This is a genomic window from Halobacterium wangiae (assembly GCF_021249345.1).
Classification (GTDB): Archaea; Halobacteriota; Halobacteria; order Halobacteriales; family Halobacteriaceae; genus Halobacterium; species Halobacterium wangiae.
In genome coordinates this window covers 2,788,751-2,808,597 of record NZ_CP089588.1, presented here as the reverse complement: position 1 = coordinate 2,808,597, position 19,847 = coordinate 2,788,751, and the positions used below count along the sequence as shown (strand labels likewise).

Annotated in this window: 20 protein-coding genes; 8 read left to right on the top strand and 12 right to left on the bottom strand. The window is 67.2% G+C overall.

Annotated elements, in window-relative coordinates; translation table 11 throughout:
• Positions 1 to 448: 448 nt before the first annotated feature.
• Both LT965_RS14835 and rdfA read right to left on the bottom strand, forming a co-directional pair.
• Positions 449 to 1,240: an SDR family oxidoreductase gene (locus LT965_RS14835; protein WP_232701632.1), complete on the bottom strand. Its 792-nt coding sequence runs from the start codon at positions 1,238 to 1,240 to the stop codon at positions 449 to 451.
• Positions 1,241 to 1,512: 272 nt separating this feature from the next.
• Positions 1,513 to 2,094 carry a rod-determining factor RdfA gene (gene rdfA, locus LT965_RS14830; protein WP_232701631.1) on the bottom strand — a complete coding sequence of 194 codons (582 nt, stop codon included), beginning with the start codon at positions 2,092 to 2,094 and terminating at the stop codon, positions 1,513 to 1,515.
• Positions 2,095 to 2,273: 179 nt separating this feature from the next.
• Here rdfA and LT965_RS14825 point away from each other — a divergent pair, with 179 nt between their 5' ends.
• Entirely contained in the window at positions 2,274 to 4,211 is a 1,938-nt protein-coding gene (locus tag LT965_RS14825; RefSeq protein ID WP_232701630.1) for an archaea-specific SMC-related protein, read from the top strand.
• Between the two features lie 229 nt (positions 4,212 to 4,440).
• Here the strand turns inward: LT965_RS14825 and LT965_RS14820 are convergent, their stop codons facing one another.
• A complete protein-coding gene (locus tag LT965_RS14820) occupies positions 4,441 to 4,866 on the bottom strand; it encodes a helix-turn-helix domain-containing protein (RefSeq protein ID WP_232701629.1) in 426 nt (141 codons plus the stop codon).
• Between the two features lie 116 nt (positions 4,867 to 4,982).
• Complete coding sequence (locus tag LT965_RS14815; RefSeq protein ID WP_232701628.1) at positions 4,983 to 5,807, bottom strand: class I SAM-dependent methyltransferase; 825 nt, start codon at positions 5,805 to 5,807, stop codon at positions 4,983 to 4,985.
• Between the two features lie 103 nt (positions 5,808 to 5,910).
• Here LT965_RS14815 and LT965_RS14810 point away from each other — a divergent pair, with 103 nt between their 5' ends.
• Positions 5,911 to 7,365 (top strand): HTTM domain-containing protein, encoded by a 1,455-nt coding sequence (locus LT965_RS14810; protein ID WP_232701627.1) that lies wholly within the window; start codon positions 5,911 to 5,913, stop codon positions 7,363 to 7,365.
• An 83-nt stretch (positions 7,366 to 7,448) separates the two neighbouring features.
• Positions 7,449 to 8,615, top strand: coding sequence for an AI-2E family transporter (locus LT965_RS14805; protein ID WP_232701626.1), 1,167 nt, complete (start codon positions 7,449 to 7,451; stop codon positions 8,613 to 8,615).
• 62 nt (positions 8,616 to 8,677) lie between these two features.
• Here LT965_RS14805 and LT965_RS14800 read toward each other — a convergent pair whose 3' ends face one another.
• The 3 genes from LT965_RS14800 to LT965_RS14790 form a co-directional block, all read right to left on the bottom strand.
• Positions 8,678 to 9,586, bottom strand: a complete 909-nt coding sequence (locus tag LT965_RS14800) for a phosphoribosyltransferase HisG-related protein (protein ID WP_232701625.1) — start codon at positions 9,584 to 9,586, stop codon at positions 8,678 to 8,680.
• Between the two features lie 60 nt (positions 9,587 to 9,646).
• On the bottom strand, positions 9,647 to 10,930 hold the full coding sequence (locus LT965_RS14795) for a hypothetical protein (RefSeq protein ID WP_232701624.1): 1,284 nt from the start codon (positions 10,928 to 10,930) through the stop codon (positions 9,647 to 9,649).
• Between the two features lie 88 nt (positions 10,931 to 11,018).
• On the bottom strand, positions 11,019 to 11,864 hold the full coding sequence (locus LT965_RS14790; RefSeq protein WP_232701623.1) for an MBL fold metallo-hydrolase: 846 nt from the start codon (positions 11,862 to 11,864) through the stop codon (positions 11,019 to 11,021).
• A gap of 81 nt (positions 11,865 to 11,945) precedes the next feature.
• Between LT965_RS14790 and LT965_RS14785 the strand changes: the two genes are divergently transcribed.
• On the top strand, positions 11,946 to 12,593 hold the full coding sequence (locus tag LT965_RS14785) for a helix-turn-helix domain-containing protein (protein ID WP_232701622.1): 648 nt from the start codon (positions 11,946 to 11,948) through the stop codon (positions 12,591 to 12,593).
• 4 nt (positions 12,594 to 12,597) lie between these two features.
• Here LT965_RS14785 and LT965_RS14780 read toward each other — a convergent pair whose 3' ends face one another.
• Together LT965_RS14780 and LT965_RS14775 are read right to left on the bottom strand one after the other, a co-directional pair.
• Entirely contained in the window at positions 12,598 to 12,996 is a 399-nt protein-coding gene (locus tag LT965_RS14780; RefSeq protein ID WP_232701621.1) for a YlbF/YmcA family competence regulator, read from the bottom strand.
• A gap of 122 nt (positions 12,997 to 13,118) precedes the next feature.
• The gene (locus LT965_RS14775) at positions 13,119 to 13,661 is read right to left on the bottom strand and encodes a nitroreductase family deazaflavin-dependent oxidoreductase (RefSeq protein ID WP_232701620.1); all 543 of its coding nucleotides are present in this window, start codon (positions 13,659 to 13,661) and stop codon (positions 13,119 to 13,121) included.
• Between the two features lie 150 nt (positions 13,662 to 13,811).
• Between LT965_RS14775 and dph2 the strand changes: the two genes are divergently transcribed.
• The gene (gene dph2, locus LT965_RS14770) at positions 13,812 to 14,849 is read left to right on the top strand and encodes a diphthamide biosynthesis enzyme Dph2 (protein WP_232701619.1); all 1,038 of its coding nucleotides are present in this window, start codon (positions 13,812 to 13,814) and stop codon (positions 14,847 to 14,849) included.
• A 46-nt stretch (positions 14,850 to 14,895) separates the two neighbouring features.
• Here the strand turns inward: dph2 and LT965_RS14765 are convergent, their stop codons facing one another.
• The gene (locus LT965_RS14765; protein ID WP_232701618.1) at positions 14,896 to 16,062 is read right to left on the bottom strand and encodes a PAS domain-containing response regulator; all 1,167 of its coding nucleotides are present in this window, start codon (positions 16,060 to 16,062) and stop codon (positions 14,896 to 14,898) included.
• Between the two features lie 107 nt (positions 16,063 to 16,169).
• On the opposite strand from LT965_RS14765, the gene LT965_RS14760 reads away from it, so the two are divergent.
• A complete protein-coding gene (locus tag LT965_RS14760; protein WP_232701617.1) occupies positions 16,170 to 16,556 on the top strand; it encodes a DUF7961 family protein in 387 nt (128 codons plus the stop codon).
• Positions 16,557 to 16,607: 51 nt separating this feature from the next.
• On the top strand, positions 16,608 to 17,237 hold the full coding sequence (locus LT965_RS14755; RefSeq protein WP_232701616.1) for an METTL5 family protein: 630 nt from the start codon (positions 16,608 to 16,610) through the stop codon (positions 17,235 to 17,237).
• Here LT965_RS14755 and LT965_RS14750 read toward each other — a convergent pair.
• Positions 17,215 to 18,990, bottom strand: coding sequence for a rhomboid family intramembrane serine protease (locus LT965_RS14750; RefSeq protein WP_232701615.1), 1,776 nt, complete (start codon positions 18,988 to 18,990; stop codon positions 17,215 to 17,217). The two genes, LT965_RS14755 and LT965_RS14750, sit on opposite strands and share 23 nt — an antisense overlap.
• A gap of 147 nt (positions 18,991 to 19,137) precedes the next feature.
• Here LT965_RS14750 and LT965_RS14745 point away from each other — a divergent pair, with 147 nt between their 5' ends.
• On the top strand, positions 19,138 to 19,422 hold the full coding sequence (locus LT965_RS14745) for a DNA-directed RNA polymerase subunit L (protein ID WP_232701614.1): 285 nt from the start codon (positions 19,138 to 19,140) through the stop codon (positions 19,420 to 19,422).
• Here LT965_RS14745 and LT965_RS14740 read toward each other — a convergent pair.
• On the bottom strand, positions 19,419 to 19,820 hold the full coding sequence (locus LT965_RS14740; RefSeq protein WP_232701613.1) for a hypothetical protein: 402 nt from the start codon (positions 19,818 to 19,820) through the stop codon (positions 19,419 to 19,421). The genes LT965_RS14745 and LT965_RS14740 overlap by 4 nt on opposite strands.
• Positions 19,821 to 19,847 lie beyond the last annotated feature (27 nt).

Below are 19,847 nucleotides of genomic sequence, written 5' to 3'. Positions count from 1 at the left end.
CGCCCTCTCGTTTATACGGTGCCGCGAACTCGTTCGACAGCACAGAACGAACCGAGCTAATCGCAAGACTGCAGTACATTTTGGTCGATTGAGGTGGTGTCGTGGAGTCGAATGTGTCTCGAACGATCTGGCAGGGCAAGGACGCTGCGCTCCGCCCGGATCATCAGTGCTCACCCGGGGCCTTCTGCCAGAAACGCCCAATTGCCCCGGTCGAAGTCGGCTCTCGGGAGTCGGCCGCCGCGCAACAGAAACCACTCCCTTCGGTCGAACCGTCGCCCGCCCGGGAATGAGATATTCTTTCTACCACAACGGGACGGAACGTATCGACCGGACGGATAATATACTGTTCCCCCACAGCGAACGGAGTGAACTGTAACTCGTGCGGGCGCATCTATCGCACAGTTACCGCTATTGTCGGCGAAAACAGGGGGGATGTAACCCGCTGGAGTTACAGATTCGAGCGCGCGTCGCCGCCGTCGATCATCACCGCCTCCCCGTTGATGAAACTCGCGCGGTCGGACAGGAGGAACGCGACGACGTTGCCGAACTCCTCCGGAGAGCCGAGGTCACCCATCGGGATGTCCTCGGTCCAGGACTCGTAGCTCGCGTCGTAGCTGTCGAACTCGCCGCGTTCGACCGCGTTCTCGATGAGGTACTCCATGCGGTCGGTCTGGTGGGCGCCGGGCATCACCGAGTTGACGCGGACGTCGGGCGCGAGTTCCCTCGAGAGCGTCTTCTCGAGGCCGATGACGCTCATCCGCACGGAGTTCGAGAGCACGAGTCCGTCGATTCCCTCCTTGACCGTGTGGGACGTGGAGTGGACGATGCTCCCGCCGTCGCCGGCTTCGAGGTGGTCGACGGCCTCCCGGACGAGTCGAACCACGCTCATGACGAGCAGGTCGTAGGCGTCGTACCACTCCTCGTCGGTCGTCTCGCGGAACGGTTTGCTCGGCGGTCCACCCGCGTTCGTCACGAGGTGGTCGAGGCCACCGAACTCGTCGACGGCGCGCTGGACGAGTTTCGATACGTCGTCCGGGTCCGTCAGATCGGCCGGTTGACCGACCACGTCACCATCGGCCACCGAGCGGATCTCCTCGACGGTCGCCTCCAGTCGTTGCTCGTCGCGGCCGTTCACGACGACGTTCGCCCCTTCGCGGGCGAGTGTCGTCGCCGCCGCCTTCCCCAGTCCGCTACTCGATGCAGCGACCAGCGCCGCGTTGCCGTCGATTTCCAGGTCCATGTCGGTGCCGTCGCTAGGCTACCACTAATAACGTTGTCAATTAACAAGTGTTTCCGGGAAACAGCACACCCCGAGGTGGCGTCCGATGTTGGGGGCTCGAAGGGAATAGAAAGTCGGGGGAGACCATCCCATAGATAACAGCAGTACCAGTGTTATTCCGGGGGGTTCGTCCCGCTTCTCCTGCTGACCCCACGAACCAGAGTACGGACACGAGACGCGGGTGATCCGAAAAGAGGGAAGGCCACCGGCGGGTGATCCGAGAAGAAGGGAGTTCAGTCCGTCTCCTCGCACTCACAGCCTCCTGCCGCGAGCAGCGAGGTGACGTTCTGCTGGCTGTTGCACTCCGTGCAGAGGACGTGGAGGTCGACGATGACGCGGAACTCGCCGAGCGTGAGGCGGGACGTCTTCCGGAGTCCCTCCAGTTTCGACTCGGTGACTGAGACGAGGCGCCCGCGGAGTTTCTGGATGGTGGCCGTGGCGGCGTCTACGGGGTCGGTCGCGTCTGGTTCGTACGACGCGTCCCGGTAGTCCTGCAGGTAGCTCCGAACCGCCTGGTAGGTGACCAGGTCGCCGGCGAGTGATTCGACGTCGACGCCCGCTCGCTGGAGGCGACGGCGGAGCTGGGTCTGTTCGGCGGCCCCGGTCTCGTCGTCCGTCAGTGCCCGTAACGCGCTCTCGACGTCGGCGGTGGACGGATTCGTTCCGGCGTCGTGCAGCCGTTCTCTCACCAGTTCCTCGTTGAGGTGTGTCGCGAGGTCCCGCAGGCTCCAGTGGTCGTCGCCGGTCGCCGTCCACCGCCCCTCCAGTTCGTCGCCGAGGTCGTCGAGACCGTACTCGTCAATGACCCGTGCCACCTTCGACCGTCGCCCCCGCCCGTCGCGATTTCCATCGGCCATACCCCCGCCAACTGGTCGCGGGGAGTTATAGTTGTTCTCCTCTATCGGGGGAGGGCTGGGACCGACCCGACGGGAAGACTGGCGCGCCGCAATCGAAGGCGACAAGATTTATGGCGCTGATGCGTTCACGTCAATCCATGGGTGTCGGAGAGACGAAACTGTCTGACGGGCGCATTCGGGTCGAGAACGTCGGCGGAATCGAGGCGACAGACGTCGAGTTCACGACGGGTGTGAACCTCCTCGTCGGCCGGAACGCGACGAACCGGACGTCACTGTTGCAAGCGTTCATGGCGGCCATCGGCAGCGACAACGTTACCGTCAAAGGTGACGCGGACGACGCCGTCGTCGAACTCATGTTCGACGGCGAGACCTACACGCGACGTCTGCACCGCCGGTCTGGGGCCGTCGCCGCGGACGGCGAACCGTACCTCGACGACCCGGAGCTCGGGGACCTCTTTGCGTTCCTGCTCGAGTCGAACGAGGTTCGCCGTGCCGTCGAGCGTGGGGACGAACTCCACGACATCATCCTCCGGCCGATGGACACCGACGAGATCGAAGCGGAGATCGACCGACTCGTCGCGGAGCGCGACCGGATCGAGGACGAACTCGAGGAGATCGATCAGCGCAAGGCCGAACTCCCGCAGAAGGAACGGCGCCGCGAGGAACTCGAGGACGAGATCGCGGAGACGACCGCGGAACTCGAGGCGAAGGAGGCCGAACTGGCGGCCGTCGACGACGTCGAACAGCGCCAGCAGCAGAAGGCGGAACTGCAGTCGAAACTCGACGAGTTGAGTTCCCTGCGCTCGGAGTTACAGGACGTCCGGTACGAACTTGAGACCGAGCGCGAGCGACTGTCCGGCCTGGAGACCGAGCGCGCCGAGGTACGGCGAGAGCGCGAGGAACTCCCGGAGACGCCGGACGGCGAACTGGAGACCATCGAGTCGGAGATCAAGACGCTGCGCGAGCGGAAACAGCGACTGGAGTCCGAGGCGTCGGAGCTCCGGAGCGTCATCAACTTCAACGAGGACGTCCTCGCCGACACCGGGCCCGAGGCACTGTCGGCGCTCGCTGAGTCCAGCGACGACGTCACGGAGCAGCTCCTCGACGGAGACGACGTCGCCTGCTGGACGTGTGGCAGCACCGTCGACCGCGCGCAGGTCGAGGGCACGATAGACCAGTTACAGTCTGTCAGCTCGGAGAAGCTCGACGAGGTTACCGAGGTCGAGGCCGAGATCAAGGAGAAGCAGGCCCGCCAGCGCGAACTGAGAGCGGCCGAGCAGGAGCGCAAGCGCGCCGACCGGCGTCTCGGTGAACTGGACGACGAAATCGAGCGCTGCGAGTCGACCATCGACCGCCTGGCGGACCGCCGCGACTCGCTCGTGGCGGACGTCGAGTCCGTGGAGGCCGACGTCGAGGAACTCGAGGCCACGGAGTACAGCGAGGTGCTCGAACACCACCGTGATGCCAACCAGCTAGAGTACGAACTCGGCCGACTGGAACAGGACCTCGAGGCCGTCGAGGACGAGATCGCGGCCATCGAAGCCCGCCTCCGCGAGGAGGACGATCTGAACGCCCAGCACGGGGAGGTCGAGGCCGCGATCACCGACCTGCGGACGAAGATCGAACGCGTCGAGCGGGACGCCGTCGAGGAGTTCAACGACCACATGGAGACGGTCCTCGAGATGCTCGACTACGACAACCTCGACCGCATCTGGCTGGAGCGCCGCGAGCGCGAGGTGACCGAAGGTCGTCGGACCGTGACGAAGACGGCGTTCGACCTGCACGTCGTTCGGACGACGGAGTCCGGCACCGTCTACGAAGACACCGTCGACCACCTCTCGGAGAGCGAGCGCGAGATCACCGGGCTCGTCCTGGCGCTCGCCGGCTACCTCGCCCACGAGGTGTACGAGGACGTCCCGTTCATCCTGCTGGACTCCCTGGAGGCCATCGACTCCGACCGCATCGCGGCGCTCGTCGACTACGTCAGCGACTACGCGGACTACCTCGTCGTCGCCCTCCTCACCGAGGACGCCGCGGCCGTCGACTCGCAGCACCGTCGGATCACGGAGATCTGAGCGGTCCCGACCACAACCCCTCCGAGTTCGTGGAATCGTGGGTCCGGACCCGACGTTCGACTGGGATACGTCGCATCTCTGGAGAGCACGAGTCAGTACGACGCCGTGCCGTAATACAGAACGAACAGAAGTAATTAGAGACAATCGGTGCGTTCCCGACTCAATTAAAAGACACCAAACACGACTGAGAGAGGCGACCGCACGCGACAGTTACTAGCTCACTGGACCACTACTCACTGGGTCCCAGCGTCCGGCAGAGGCGCCGCACGTGGCCCAGTGAGTAGTCGACGCCGAACGCGTCCGAGATCCGATTCCTGAGCAGTTCGGGAGTCCACTCGTCTGTCTCCAGGCCGTACGCCGTCGGCGGGTCTTCGAGCCACTTCGCGACGGAATCTCGCTGGGAGTCCGAGAGTCTCGGGGGCCGTCCGGGTCGCGGGTCGTCCCTGGCAGCGTCCTCCAACGAGTTCGTGTCGAACCGGTCGAGCCAGTAGTAGATCGTCGACTCGGGGACGCCGTACCTGTCGCTCAGCGTGGCGACTGGAACGCCGTCCTGGTACGCGAGCGCGACCAGCAGGCGTTTCGCGGCTTTCGCGTCGTCGGCGTCGGCGAGGGCGTCCCGGAGGTCCGTCGCCGATACCCCCTCGAGCTTGCTCATCGCCCGGACTGTCGGGTTCCGGGGTGAAAACTCTATCGCCAATCGACTCCAAGGACTTATGTCCGATATGGGATTCGTACGGGGTTCGGGACTCCGCGCTCGCCAGCGAGTCGGTGCTACTCGACGGCTGCCGACGCGTCGCTCCCGACGATACCCCGGACCTGCAGGTACTCGACGCGGACCGCGTTGTCGGCGAACCACTCGTCGAGCGTCGCGAGCGCGTCCGAGCGGAGCGCTTCTCGGGCGTCCGGTTCGTCGAGCTGTCGGAGCGCCGGGGAGAGTGGACCGGACTCCTCGGCGAACTCCCGCCAGAAGTGCTGCGGGGAGACGTACCGGAATCGCGCGATGCGTCGCTGGAAGGAGAGTTCGCAGTGTTCGCCCAGTTGCTCCCGGACGAACTCTGGGTCCCCCCACCGGAGGTGGGCCCACGGGTCGTGGTTCTCGTGGGCGACGTGGTCGTCGAGGACGTCGGTGAGTGCCCCGACGAGGCCGTTCGGCGACCACGCGGTGAACGCGACCCGACCGCCGTCCCGCGCGACCCGGACCATCTCGCTGCCAGCGACACTCGCCTGCGGGGAGAAGACGTGCCCGAAGTTCGACAGCACCGCGTCGAAGCTGTCCTCGGGGAACGGGAGCGCCTCGGCGTCCCCGGCGACCCACTCGATGTCCTCGAAGTCCGCGAGCGCGGCGCCCTCGCGAGCGAGGTCGAGCATCGGCAGCGTGACGTCGACGCCGACTACCTCCGCGCCAGCACGGCGCGCGGTCAGCGCGGCGTTGCCCGTCCCACAGCCGACATCGAGTACCCTGTTGCCGGGGTCGATGCCCGCGGCGCTCACGACCCGGGCGATGGCGGGCAGGAAGTTCGGCGCGAGCGACGGGTACCGGCCCGCGGACCACGTGTACGTCGACCGCTCTCGCCCCTCGCTGTCGGCGTCTGTCATCCGTCGAACCCACGCCGTCCACGCGCATAAACTACCGACTCGGGGTCGGCCGTGCCGGCAGCGAGCACAGAAAGCTTATTCGAGGCGCCCGGAAGGTCGAACTGTGAAGCTTCGGGACGTAGTCGGGCGGCGATTCGGCGCGGACACGCGAGCGCTGGCTGCGTTCCGCGTCGCGCTCGCCGGTCTCGTCCTCGCCGACCTCGCACTCCGCTCGCGGAGCCTCGTCGCGTTCTACACGGACGCCGGCGTGATGCCGCGGCAGTTGCTGTTCGAGCGGTACCCGGAGGTCAGTCAGTTCTCCGTCCACGCGCTGTCTGGCGCGGCGTGGGTGCAGGGAGCGCTGTTCGTGCTCGCCGCGGTCGTGGCGCTCGCCATGCTCGTCGGCTACCGGACGACGCTCGCGACGGCGGTCACCGGTCTACTGCTCGTCTCCCTCCACTACCGGAACCCGATGGTGTTGAACGGCGGCGACATCCTCTTCCGGATGCTGTTCCTGTGGGCCATCTTCCTCCCGCTCGGCGAACGCTGGTCCGTCGACGCCGTCCGCAGCGACGGCCACCGACGTCGGGCGTTGTCTGTCGCGACCGCCGGCGTCCTCCTGCAGGTCGTGGTCGTCTACTCCGTGAACGCGGCGCTGAAGCTCCGGAGCGACGTGTGGAAGAGCGGCGAGGCCATCGAGTACGTCTTCAGCCTCGACATGTTCGTCGTCGGGATGGGCGACACACTCGCCCAGTACCCCGAACTCCTCGCGGCGTTCGACCGCCTGTGGATATCGCTGGTCGCTGGTTCGTTCCTGCTGCTCGTGCTGACGGGCTGGCTGCGTGCCGCGCTCGTCGGACTGTTCGCGGCGATGCACATCGGGATGGCCACGTCGATGCAGCTCGGCCTGTTCCCGCTCATCTCCGTCGCGGCACTGCTGCCGTTCCTCCCGTCCGTATTCTGGGACCGACTTCCCGCTCGCGGGGCCGTCCCGGTGCTTCGCGACGTGCCGGTCTCCCGCTGGGAGCACCGGTTAGGGGAGACGCTCCCGCCGTTCGCACTCCCGACGCCACCGGAGCGAGTTCGGCTGTGGTGGCGCCGTTCGCTCTCTGGCGGACTCGCAGTCGTCCTGGTGGTCGTGCTCGTCTGGAACGCGGCTACCGTCGGCTTCGTGGCGATCCCCCAGGACGCGCCGGTGAACAGCGACCCGTCGCCTCGGTGGAACATGTTCGCGCCCGCGCCGCTCGGGACCGACGCGTGGTTCACTGCACCCGCGACGCTGGACTCCGGGGAGCGCGTCGACGCGTTCCAGGGTGGCACGTTCGAGTGGGAGAAGCCGCCGGACGTCTCGGCCACCTACCCGAGCGCGCGCTGGCGGAAGTACCTCACGAACGTGCACCGCTCGAACTCCCCGGAACTGTCCTCGCAGTTCGCCGGGTACCTCTGTGAGCGCTGGGACGCCCGCCACGACAGCGCGCTCCGGAACGTCAGCGTCTACGCCGTCCTCCAGCCGACGCGCCTCGACGGACCGGAGCCGACCCGACGCGTCGAACTCGCCGAACGGAACTGTAGTGGCTGACCGCGCGCCGCTCGCCTGTCAGCCTGTGTGGTAGTCCCGACACTGCAATGAACCGTTAACTGCCGCGACGGAGTAGTAGTCACATGGTCGAAGCGAGGACCCGGTCACAGCAGCCGGGGATCGGCTGGTGGATTCTCGGCCTCGCGATCTTCGGGGTGCTCGTCTGGATCGGACTCCAGAACGTCGGCTGGATCGTGTTCGGGTTGTTCACCTACTACGTCGCGCGCCCCATCTCGCGCCGACTCCAGCGCCACCTCCCCTCCCGGTCGCTGGCGGCCGTGCTCACACTGGGCCTCATCGTCGTCCCCATCCTCGTGTTCGTCACGGCGTTCCTCGCCATCGCGCTGGGACAGATACTCAGGTTCCTCTCCTCGGAGACCGTCGAAGCCGTCGTCAGGGACCTCCCGTTCTCGGTCGCGGATCTCCCCTCGGACCCCGTCGAGACCGTCGTCGTGATACTCCAGGACCCCGCTGTCACGCCGGTGCTCGACCAGTTCGGTGTCGCGGTCGGCGTGGTCGCGACGACGCTGTTCAACGTCTCCCTCGTGCTCATCCTGGCGTTCTTCCTGCTCACCGAAGACCGGCGGCTGGCGGAGTGGTTCGAGACCAACGTCTTCGGGTCGGAATCGCCGAGCGTCGGCTACCTCCGTGGCGTCGACCGGGGCCTGACGTCGGTCTACTTCGGGTACTCCCTCACGATATTCGCCGTCATCGTCCTGGCGGCAGTCATCTACACCGTCTTCAATCTCGTCGCACCGGCCCCCCTCCAGATTCCGACGGCGTTGCTGCTGGCCGTCGTCACCGGTCTGTTCACCCTCGTGCCGCTCGTCGGTCGCTCTGTCGTGTACGCGTTCATCGTCGCGTTCCTGGCGCTGCGGTCCTACGACGCCGACCCCTCGCTCCTCTGGATCCCCGTCGCGTTCTACCTCTTCATGGCCGTGGTGTTCGACAACGTCGTCCGGACGTACATCCGACCGTCCCTCTCGGGCGAACGGTACCACATGGGACTGGTCATGTTCGCGTACCTCCTCGGCCCCGCGCTGTTCGGGTGGTACGGTATCTTCCTCGGGCCGCTCGTGATGGTGGTCGTCGCAGAGTTCACGATCCACATCCTCCCACGACTCGCGCGACCCGAACCCCCCGAGACTGGAACCGAGGACGAACTTCGGGACGCCAGCGACGTAGCCGGCAGCACGCCGGAGAACGGCGAATCTCCCGGGGTCGACAGCGAGGAGGAATCGGAGGGCTGACCGGCAGGGGCCACCCGGATACCACCGCTGGGGCGGTGCCGCTCCTCCAGTCCTGGTCGTCGCTACTGCGGCGGAATCGCGGTCTCGGACTGTTCGGTGGTGAGCGCACGTTGGACCGCCTCGACGTCGTCGCCCGTGGCCTCCGAGCGATTCTCCATCAGCACCGTCTCGCTGGGGAACAGGCGTTCGCCCACGTCGAGGCCGTTGTCGCGGGCGGTCGACCCCGTCACGGTGAGGTAGACGCCGACGCCCGCGTCCGCGATGGCTGCCTCCTCCTCGCGGCCCGCGTCGGGGTAGACGAACGAGACGCCCTCGGTGGCGTCAGTCCCGAGCACGGCCTCGACGAGGCGTTCGTAGCGCGGGCTGATGCAGACCTCCCCCTCGTACTCGGTGAGGAACCCGCGGTCGAGCCCATCGGCGTCGACCGAATGGCTGGCGGCGGGCGTCGCCAGCAGTGTGTGGTAGACCGTGTCGCCGAGCCCCGAGACGACCCGGACGTCCGTGTCGTGAGGGTCGATGCGAGCGTTCAGGTCCGCGATGGTCGACAGCGGCTCCGGCCGCAACTGGACGACCTCCTCGAGAACGAGGTCGGCGCTGTCGAACCCGAGCGCGAACTCGTGGGTACGCAGCGCGCGGAACGGCTCCTCGCGCCCGATCAACTGGACCGGCGTCCCGTCCAGGTCGAGTGACAGCGAGTCGAAGACGATGCGCCGGGGCTTGCCGGCGCGCGCGTCGCGGAGCAGCGTGTAGTCGGGCCGCTGTGGGTCCTCGGGGGTGCTGTACGCGGCGAGTCGTTCGTAGACGCCGCGGTCGTCCGTCTGCTCGTCCTTCGCGAGGGCCTTCTCGTAGCGCAGCGTCGAGACGACGTCGTCCGCCACGCTCGTCGCGTCGGCGCACCCCGCGAGGCGGTCGAGAACGGCTTCCAGCGGCCGTCCCTTGCGTGGGACGGCGACGCGAACCGGCGTAGTCATTGTCGAGAGAAGCCCACGCGCGTCAAAAACGGTTCCGCTTCCGGGGATATCCCGGGCCGACTACGTCCCGAAGACGTCCGACAGCTGACTGCGCCACTGCTCGATCTCGTCGACGTGGTCCTCGAGGTCCTCGAGGTCGTCCTCTACGTCCTCGATCTCGAAGACGGCGTCCTCGGTGTCCGCGACGCGCTCGTCGAGCGCTTCGACGTCGCCACGGAGGCGTTCGAGGTCTTCCGAGAGGTCGTCGACGGCGTCGAAGTCCGCCTCGACGTCCGCGACGCGCTCGCGGAGGGTCTCCCGCTCGTCGGCCGCGTTCTCCACGCTGGCTTCGAGCTCGCCGAGGTCGTCGGAGAGGCTCGCGACGTCGGCCTCGAGTTCCGAGAGCAGGTCCTGTGCCGGACCGTTGTCGTCGAGAAACGCCTCGAGGGCGTCGGTGTACGCCTCCAGTTCGGAGACGCGACTCTGGACGTGCTCGATCTCGACCTCCGTGCTCCCGGAGATGCCGCCGAACGCCTCGTCGAGGGTCTCCATGTCCTCGTCGCTCACGTCGCCCTGGCGGATGGCCTCGGCGAGCGCACCGGCGACGTCACCGGCGTCGAAGCCGATGGCGGCGGGTTCGTCGTCGAAGTCCGGCGTGTCGGTCACCGAGTCGGCGTCGGTGCCGAGGGCCGTCTCGCTCGGCGCGTCCGGTTCGGGAATCCCGGCGTCGTCCGCCTCCGTCTCGACTGCGGAGTCCTCGTCGCCGGAGTCGAGGAAGTCCTCACCAGCGTCGGAGTCCGCGTCCGCTTCGGTCCCGTCGTCGGAGCCGAGGTCGATGTCGCCCTCCAGGATCTCGGCGTCGTCCTCGGGAGCGTCGATGCCGCCCCCGCTGGCGCTGGCACCGACCTCGGCCTCCAGCTCTTCGTCGTCCTCGAGGCCCGGTACGGTGTCTCGCTCGCCGCCCGCGAGTTCGCGGACGACGTCGGTGGACTCCGGTGGGACGACGTCGTCGATGTCGTCGCCGTCGATCTCGACGGTCGGCGCGGAGAGGAACGGCGTCTCGTCCTGTCCGTCCTCCATGCGGACGCCGTAGACGGTGGTGAACGTCTCGCCGGCCTCGATCTCCCGCTCGAAGCGGACGACGCCCTCGCCGCTGGCGGTCCAGTGTTCGCTCCCGTACTCGGGGTGGAAGCCGATCTGGTCGATGCCGAACTCGTCGGGGATTTCGTCGACGATGCGCAGTTCGACGGAGCTGTCTCGCGAGGAGGAGACGTCGAAGGCGACCGCGGGCACCGGGAAGTCCTCGGCGTTGAAGAACTTGCTCACGGTGACGCCGTCGCTCTCGACGACCGTCTCGTCACTCACTGCAACCACCCGTTCGCTGGTCGTGCATACCCCCACCTACGCAAGGCAGGACTTAAATTGCCCGCCGACTCGAAGGCAAGTTTCTCTGTCACGAGCTGTCACCGACGTCCACCCGGTCCCCGATCTCGGCGATCTCGAGGCGTCGCGGGTGCTCGAAACTCCGGACGTGGTGGTGCAGCGCCTCCGGGTCCGCGGTCAGTCCCTTCCACATGTCCCAGTGGGAGGGGAGCAGGCGGTCGAACTGGAGCGCGCTGGCCGCCTCGACGATCTGGTTCTCGTCGCTGTACCAGCGCGTGCGCTTCGGTTCGCGCGTCTGCTTGTCGGGAATCTGCCCGACGGAGCCGAACGCGAGGATGCCCAGGTCGACGTCGTAGTCCTCGCCGACGCGTTCGAGTTCCTCGCTGGGCTTGGTGTCGCCACCGTGGAAGACGGTGCCGGCGTCGTGCTCGAAGACGTAGGACACGGGGTGGGTCGCGTCCGGGTCGTGGGCAACCTCCACGTGGACGGTGAATTCGCCGACCTCGAGGGTGTCGCCCTCCTCGACGACGTTGTACTGGTCTGCCTGCACGGCGTAGCGGTCGTGCCACTCCTCCTCGTCGCGAGCGATCGCCACCGAGTCGTCCGGTCCGTAGAACCCCGCGCCAGTCTCCGCGAGAATCGGCGCCTGGCTCGGCCCGTGGACGTGGTCGGAGTGCTCGTGGGTCGCGAACACGGCGTCGGCCTCGGTGACGTCGCGCGGGTTCATCGGGACGGGGACCATCCGGATCGTACGTGGCGGGTCGCCGGTGCCGAAGTAGGGGTCGACGAACAGGGTCGTCCCCTCGCTGCCCTTGAGCACGAATCCGTTGCAGCCCAGATACCAGACCGCCACGCCCTCGGGTTCTGCGTCGGCGACGGCCTCGGGCAGCCAGTCGCCCCAGTCGGAGTGTACCATACCGGTCGGTCAGTCGGCGCGTCCCTAAGCGTTCCGGGGGAAGCCGGACCGTTATCAGGGGGGCACCCGTTCTGTCAGTCCATGAGCATCATCGTAGAGTTCACGCTCAGTTCGCCGCGCCTCGTGCTGACGGAGGCGATGACGAGCGCACCGGAAGTCTCCATTCGCGTCGAGTCCGTCGACGGCGTCCCACCGGAGGACGTCGTGACGATGCTGTGGGCCACCGGCGGCGACCTGGAGGCCTTCGACGACGCCATCCGTGCGGACCCGACGGTCACGGACGTCGCGTTGCTCGACGCCTTCGAAGGGCGACGGCTCTACCGGTACCGGGTCGCCGACGAGGTGGAGGTCCAGATGTACAGCAGCTGGATCGAGGTAGGTGCCGCACAGCTCCACATCGGCGCCAACGACGGCGAGTGGTACAACAGGGTACGGTTCCCCGACCGCGACGCGCTCCGGGAGTTCCAGGCGCGGGCCAGCGAGGAGGACGTCCAGTTCACGGTGCACAGCATCTACGATGAGCCGGCTGCTCCGGACGAGGCCTACCTGACAGAGGCTCAGGCGGAAGCCCTCGAACTCGCCCTCGAGACCGGCTACCTCGAGGTGCCGCGGGAGGCGTCGCTGTCGGACGTCGCGGACGAACTCGGCGTCTCAGAACAGTCGGTATCCGAACGGTTGCGCCGCGCGACGCGGAACCTCGCGCGTGACGCCGTCGACAGTCAGTCCTGACAGCTCAGTCCTGGCAGCAGGCGCCGGACTCGCCGACGAAGTCGACCTCGAGCGGCTCGGAGATGACGTCGTTGAGCGACTCGAAGGTCTCCTGGACGGCGTCCTGGGCGTCGAGGTACTCCGCCATCGCGGGGTGATCGTGGAGGTGGGCCTGTGCCTCCTGGACGCGCTCGACGTCCTCCTGGGTCGCGTCACCCGTCTGGCGGGCGAGCATGAACTCCTGGCGGATCTCCTCGAACTCGCCGATCCGTTCCTGGACCTCCTCGCTCGTCTCGACGTTCCGTTTCGCCTCCTCGAAGGCCTGGTACTCCGGGAGTTCCGTGATCGCTTCGCCGAGCTGGCGCGCGAGCGCCTCTGCGTCTGTGGTCTCGGTCGCGGCCGCGGCGTCGGAATCGACACTCATAGTTCTGCGTTGGGACTGCCGGTCTTTCAACCTGCCGGAACCGGGGGTGGCCGACTGGACCGCGTCGGTCGCCACCGCTCAGTTTGGAGTCGGCCCTCGCACCATCGCTACGGGCAAGACCGTTAGACGTTGTGTAGGCTCCCTGGGGCCGTTCTCGCCTGCGCCATCGGTTTGGGAGTGAGGACGACGACGGGCAGGTCTCGGTCGCCCGACCGCTCCTGGTATGGTTCGAGTTCCGGGTTGAGCTCACGCAGCCGTCGCCAGTACGCGGCCCGTTCCGCCCCGGTCACCTCCCGAGCGACGTACTGGTCCGTCTCGCCCCGGAAGGCCAGTTCGACCTCCGGATTGGCTCTCAGGTTGTGGTACCAGGCGGGGTGCGCCTCCCGGCCCCAGTTGGAGGCGACGACGACCCACTCCCTGCCGTCTCGGTACCCGAGCACTGGGACGCTACGCCGTTTCCCACTCTTCGCGCCGACGGTCGTCAGCTCGACGATGGGGACACCTGTGGTCGACAGCACCCTGGAGATGGAGAGTCGACCGCCAGAGACGCTCTGCAGCGCTCTGTCGATACGTGGGAGTGTCTGCGACAGCACCCACGTGCCGACTCGTGTGGCCGCGAACCGCAGCGACAACACCAGCCACCACGGCGGAGCAGTTCGTGGCATGCTAACAACCTACGTGCTGGTGGAGTATAAGGGCAGAGGAGAGCGCTGGTGTGTCGAACGCCGAACGTGCCTGCGAACGGTTCGCGCACCCGCTCGTGGCGCCTCGGGGAACCGCCGGGGTTAAACGAGCGAAGCCTGTACCGGTGAGCAATGAGCCACGAAGAGACGCGTTCGGCGGGAGACCTCCGGAACACGGGCCTCTCCCTGAAACACGACCGGACGTGGGACTACGAACTCGACCGCATCGTCGAGGAGGTCGAGGAGCGCGGCGCGGAGAAGGTGGGGCTCCAGTTCCCCGAGGGGCTGAAGCGGCGCGGGCCGGCCGTCGCGGACGACCTCAGGCAGTTGCTCCCCGACGACGTGCGCATCCTCATCTCGGGGCAGCCGTGTTACGGCGCCTGCGACCTCGACACCTACATGATGCGGCGGACGGACGTCTTCGTCCACTTCGGGCACTCCCCGATGAAGGAGTCAGAGAAGATCATCTACGTGCCGCTGTTCTCGAACGTCGAGGTCGAACCCATCATGGAGCAGGCCCTCGACGAACTCGAGGTCGGGGACGTCGGCCTCGTCACGACGGCCCAGCACATGAACCGCTTCGAGGAGATGCGGGAGTACCTCGAGGAACGGGACTTCGACGTCCACACGCGCCGCGGCGACGACCGCCTCACCAACGAGGGGCAGGTCCTGGGCTGCAACTACGCGAGCGCCGACATCGACGCCGACCAGGTGCTGTACGTCGGCGGCGGGAAGTTCCACCCCCTCGGCCTGGCGATGGAACACCCCGACAAGAAAGTCGTCATCGCGGACCCCGTGAACAACGCCATCTCCGTCGCGGACACCGAGCAGTTCCTGAAACAGCGCTACGCCTCCGTCCACAAGGCGATGGACGCCGAGACGTGGGGCGTCATCTTCTGCACGAAGATCGGGCAGGGTCGCTGGGACCAGGCCAACGAGATCGTCGAGAACAACGAGAACGCCTACCTCATCACGATGGACGAGGTCACGCCGGACCGCCTCACGAACTTCGGGATGGACGCCTACGTCAACACCGGCTGTCCGCGCATCACCACCGACGACGGCCCGCAGTTCAAGAAGCCGATGCTCACGCCCGGCGAGTACGAGATTGCCGTGGGCAACAAACCACTCGACGAACTCTCCTTCGACACGTTCCACGGCACCTGGTAGGTCGGGGCGGCCCCCGCAGGATCGTTCGGCACGGCGGACGACCACCTCAGTCGTCCGCGACGCGACCGATGACGACGTAGCGCTCCTGGCCATTGAGGTCGAGTTGGGTCAGGTGGTTGACGACGGAGAAGTGACTCCCGTCGCTGCGTTCGTAGGTGGACTCGATCCGTCTGAGGTCCCCCGACTCCGTCTCCCGCTTCATCGCCTGGACGTCCGCCTCGGTCGCGCGCACGGCGACGTCCCACACTGCCATGCCGACGACCTCCTCCTCGGTGTACCCGAGTTCGTCGCAGAACCGCCGGTTCGCCTCGACGATAGTGCCGGACTCGTCGTGGACGTTGATCAGGTCCGGAGAGTTCTCGAAGAGCACCTCCAGGCGGGCGTTCTTGCGCTCCAGTTCGTGTTTGCGGTGCTGCCGCTCGGTGATGTCGGTGATGAACCCCTCGAGCGCGACGAGTTCGTTGTCCTCGTAGATGCCGCGTCCCCGCTCCCACACGATCCGTCGCTCCCCGTCTGCGGTGCGGATCCGGTACGTGAGCTCGAACGGGTCGCGGGTCTCCAGGGCCACCTGTACCTGTTCCCACGTGGTGTCGACGTCGTCGGGGACGATGATGTCTGCTCCCCAGACGACCTCGCCGGACTCGATGGTCTCGGCCGAGTAGCCGGTGAGTTCCTCGCACTCGCCGCCGACGAACTCCATCGGCCACTCGGGCTCGTTCACACACCGGTACACGACGCCCGGCAGGTTGCTGACGAGCGTGCCGAGTCGGCGGTTGCGCTCGGCGAGTGCGTGCTGGGAGCGACGCTTCTCGACGGCGTTGCGCACGCGGTTCGCGAGGAGCGCGTACTGCTCGGTCCCGCCGCGCTTCTGGAGGTAGTCGGTGACGCCCGCCTGGATGGCGTCACTGGCGACCTCCTCGCTACCCTTCCCGGTGAACAGCACGAACGGGAGGTCCGGGTACTCCTCGCGGACGACCTCGAGGAACTCGATGCCGTCCATCTTCGGCATCTCGTAGTCCGAGACGACGCAGTCGATGGCACGCGCCCCCAGCACGTCGAGACCCTCCTGGGCGTTCGTCGCCGTGACTACCTCGAAGCTGTCGTCCTCCCGAACGAGGAACGACGCGGCGAGGTCGGCGAAATCTGGTTCGTCGTCGACGTGCAACACGAGCACTGACTCGTCTGCCGCCCCACCTGGGTCGGGAGGTGGCATCGTTGTAGCAGCAAAGAGACGTGTGAACAGATAACGTTGTGCAATGCGGTATTACTACTAGACATCTACAAAGGTTTTTGTATTTCCGCTATGTATGTGCAGGTAGCATGAGCACCACGTCCCGTTCCGACGCCGTCGCAGGCTGTCGACCGACCGAACAGACCCCCGTCGCCGTCGATGCGGATACCATTGCAGGCACCGCTCGCGACGACCTCCGGACGCTGGTGGCCGAACTCACGCGCGAGGGCTACGTCCCCGCCGAAGTCACCGCGGACGCACGCTTCGAGGAGGACTGCTCGCTGGCCACCCAGCGCGAAGCAGACCGCCTCCGCGACCTCGTAGACGCCGCCGCTTTCCTCGGCGCGAACCGGCTCACCGTCGACGTCGAAACCGTCGAGTGTCCCGAGAAGGCCCGACCCGCGCTCTCCGCCGTCGCCGAACGCGCCCACCGCGACGGCATCACCCTCGACGTCGACGGCCTCGCGCTGCACTGACTGTCCCGCGCTAACGCAGGTTTCTTCGCCCACCGTCTCCTCTCCTCCGCCGTGAAGCGCGCGCTCGAACAGCGACTCTCCGCGGTCGAAGGGTTCCGGGACCCGAGCGCTGCGCTCGAACAGTACCCGACGCCGGCGGACATCGCCGCTCACCTCCTCCACCTCGCAGACCTCCACGGTGACGTCGCCGGCCGCACCGTCGCGGACCTCGGTACGGGCACGGGGATGCTGGCGCTCGGCGCCGCCACGCGGAACCCAGAGCGCGTCCTCGCTGTCGAGCGGGACCCGGATGCACTGGCCGTCGCCCGGGAGAACGAGACGCGCGTCGACCCAGGCGTGCGCGTTGACTGGCTACTCGGCGACGCGACGCGGCCGCCACTGTCGCGCGTCGACACCGTCGTGATGAACCCGCCGTTCGGCGCTCAGCGAGGCCAGCGGCACGCCGACCGAGCGTTCCTGGCGGCGGCAGCGGAACTCGCCGACGTCTCCTACTCGATACACAACGCCGGCAGCAAGGCGTTCGTCGAGTCGTTCGCGGCCGACCGGGGTGGCGAACTGACCCACGCGTTCGCCGCCGAGTTCGACGTCGACCGTCAGTTCGAGTTCCACACGAGCGAGCGGGAGACCCTCGACGTCGAGGCGTTCAGGGTCGAGTGGGCTACTCGTAGGTCTCCCGGGTAGCGACCGTCACCGTCGTGTTCCCGCGCTCGGCGAGCAATTTCTGCTCCTGGCGGACGAACGTGAGTCCGCCCGCGGTCGTCGACTCGTTGACCGCCGGAATCCGCGCGGTTCCGAGGACTGAGTCGTTGCGCACTACCTCCACGGCGAACCGGCCGTCCATCGCGTCGATCCGCACCTGCCGACCGGTGACGACGGGGTCGGCGGTCGAACTGTTGGATGCGAACACGGGCCGCCAGTCGCTCCCCGGCGGTTGGAGGTAGACGTTGTAGACGGGGTTACCACCGCGAGGAACCCAGCCGCGACGGTGCGCCCAGACGGTCTCCTCCCAGCCAACGCCGCCGACCGTCACTGCACTGTCGCCGAAGAACGCGAGTTCGCCGGCGCTCACGCGCTCCGTCCAGATGGTGCGACTGTCGCTGGCGACGATGACGCCGCTCGCCGAGACGTTCGTCGCTTGCGCGAACAGCGGCAACTGGACAGCGGCCACCCGCTCGTTCTGGACGTCCTCGGCGTACGTCACCTCGTAGCCGCGGATCTCGACCGGGTCGCCGGCCAGTTCTGCGTCCTCGACGGTCGTGAGGTTGATCGGCACCGCCACCATCGACATCGTCACGACGGGCAGTAGCAACAGCACCACCGCGGCCTTGCGTCCGGTGAGGTCGCGAGCGATCGTCGTCTCGTCGGCGCGCACGGCGGCGGTGAGCACGAGTGCGAGCGCCACGACGAGCAACACGCCGAGCGAGCGGTAGAGCACGTAGTCCACGCTCCGTCCGTACCACCACACCGCCCACAGCGACAGCGACGTCGCGATGACGACCGACCCGAACCAGACGCGGGCCGCCGACGGTCGCTCGTCGCGGCGAGCCAGCAGGAGCGCCGCCAGCACCGCACCGACGAGGAACCCGAACAGGTGTCCCTGGACGGAGATACCCGCCCACCACGGCGGGGAGAACGACGGCGACACCGACGCGAACGTGATGGGGTCCCGGAGCACTGACCACAGCAGCGCCAGCACGTCCTGGGCGACGACGGCGACCACCGTCGCGAGCGGGTAGCGGACGAGTGCGAACCCCGCGAAGGCGAAGACGACGCCCGAGAAACCGATGGTCGCCCCCCACGAGAACAGCCCGGTGAGCAGCGAGACGAACGCGATACCGAGCGGGACGAGGACGAACGCCCGGACGTACGGGTTCGTCCGCCACGACCCGAACGAACTGGCCCCCCGTTCGGTCGGGAAGTGCGAGATCGCGTACTCGACGATCGGTGCGAGCACCAGCGTCGCCACCAGGTTGCCGGTGACGTGGCCGAGGCTGGCATGGGCGAACGGTGCGGTCACTACGCCCAGCGGGTAGAAGTACGACCAGGAGACGAACGGGACGACGAGGGGTGACCCCGTGCCGCGCACGCCGAACTGCACGAAGAGGTAGAAGGCGACGATGGTGGCGACGACGACCAGCGTCCCCCACGGGACGCCAAACAGGAGCCGGGAGCGCACAGCCCGCCAGAACTCGCGGCCCTCACCTCTTGACAGCACCGCGACTCCAGAGCCGAAGAAGACGACGACGCCGACCCACGCGGCCCCACGCCAGACACTCACGGTGCCGCTGGCCGCTGCCGCGACGACGCCCGCCAACACGGCGACCGGCAGCCCGTGAGTGAACAGCGAGAACTGGTAGAACCGGGCGGCGACGGCCAGCACGGCGAACGTGAGCAGCGCCGTCCCGGCGACCACCGCCAGCGGGGAGACGTTCATACAGGTGGTGCCTTGGCGCGGGACAATAAAGCAGTGGCGTCCGCGAGTTCCGCCGGCAGTCGCTGCCGACCGGTCGGTCACCCGGAGCGGGGCTCGTCTAATCGGGGCTTCGAAACGTTGAAACGCCACAGTTCCGAATCACGGGGTATGGATCTGCGGGTCATCGAGAAGGGCGACGCGGAACTCACTATCGAGATCGCCGGGGAGAACCACACGTTCATGAACGTGCTGAAGGGGGCGCTGCTGGAGACGGAGGGCGTGGCCGCCGCCTCCTACGACGTCAACCCCGAGCAGTCCGGCGGCCAGACGGAGCCGCTGCTCACGATCAAGACCGACGAGGAGACGGACCCGCTGGACGCGCTGCAGTCGGCGGCCAACCGGACGGGCGACGAACTCCGCGAGTTCGCGGAGACGTTCGAGGCCGCGGTCTAGCCGAGGAGGACGTCCAGGTCGAACTGGCGGTCAGCGAACTCGAAGGTCGGCCCCCCACCGTCGGCCAGCGACGCGACGTGTTCTCCGAGCAGTTTCCGCCGGTCTGCGCACGTCTGGACGCGGACGCTGTTCGTCCCCGGGCCCAAGTACGCGAGCGCGTTCTGCAGTTCCGGTAACGCGTAGACGTCCGTCCGCGACAACGACGTGTCGGCCTCCTCTGCGGTCGTCAACACGAGGTACGTCGGGTCGATACCCCCCGACTTCCCCGTGAGGTCGACGAACCGGGCCGTGTTGCACTCGACGGCCGAGACGACCGACCGGCCCGGTTCTACCGGACCGTCGGCCGGGCAGTCGCCGGGGCCGGCGTCACTCGGCCCCGACGTGCGGAAGTGAGACATACCGTCATTATTTACCACCAAAAACAT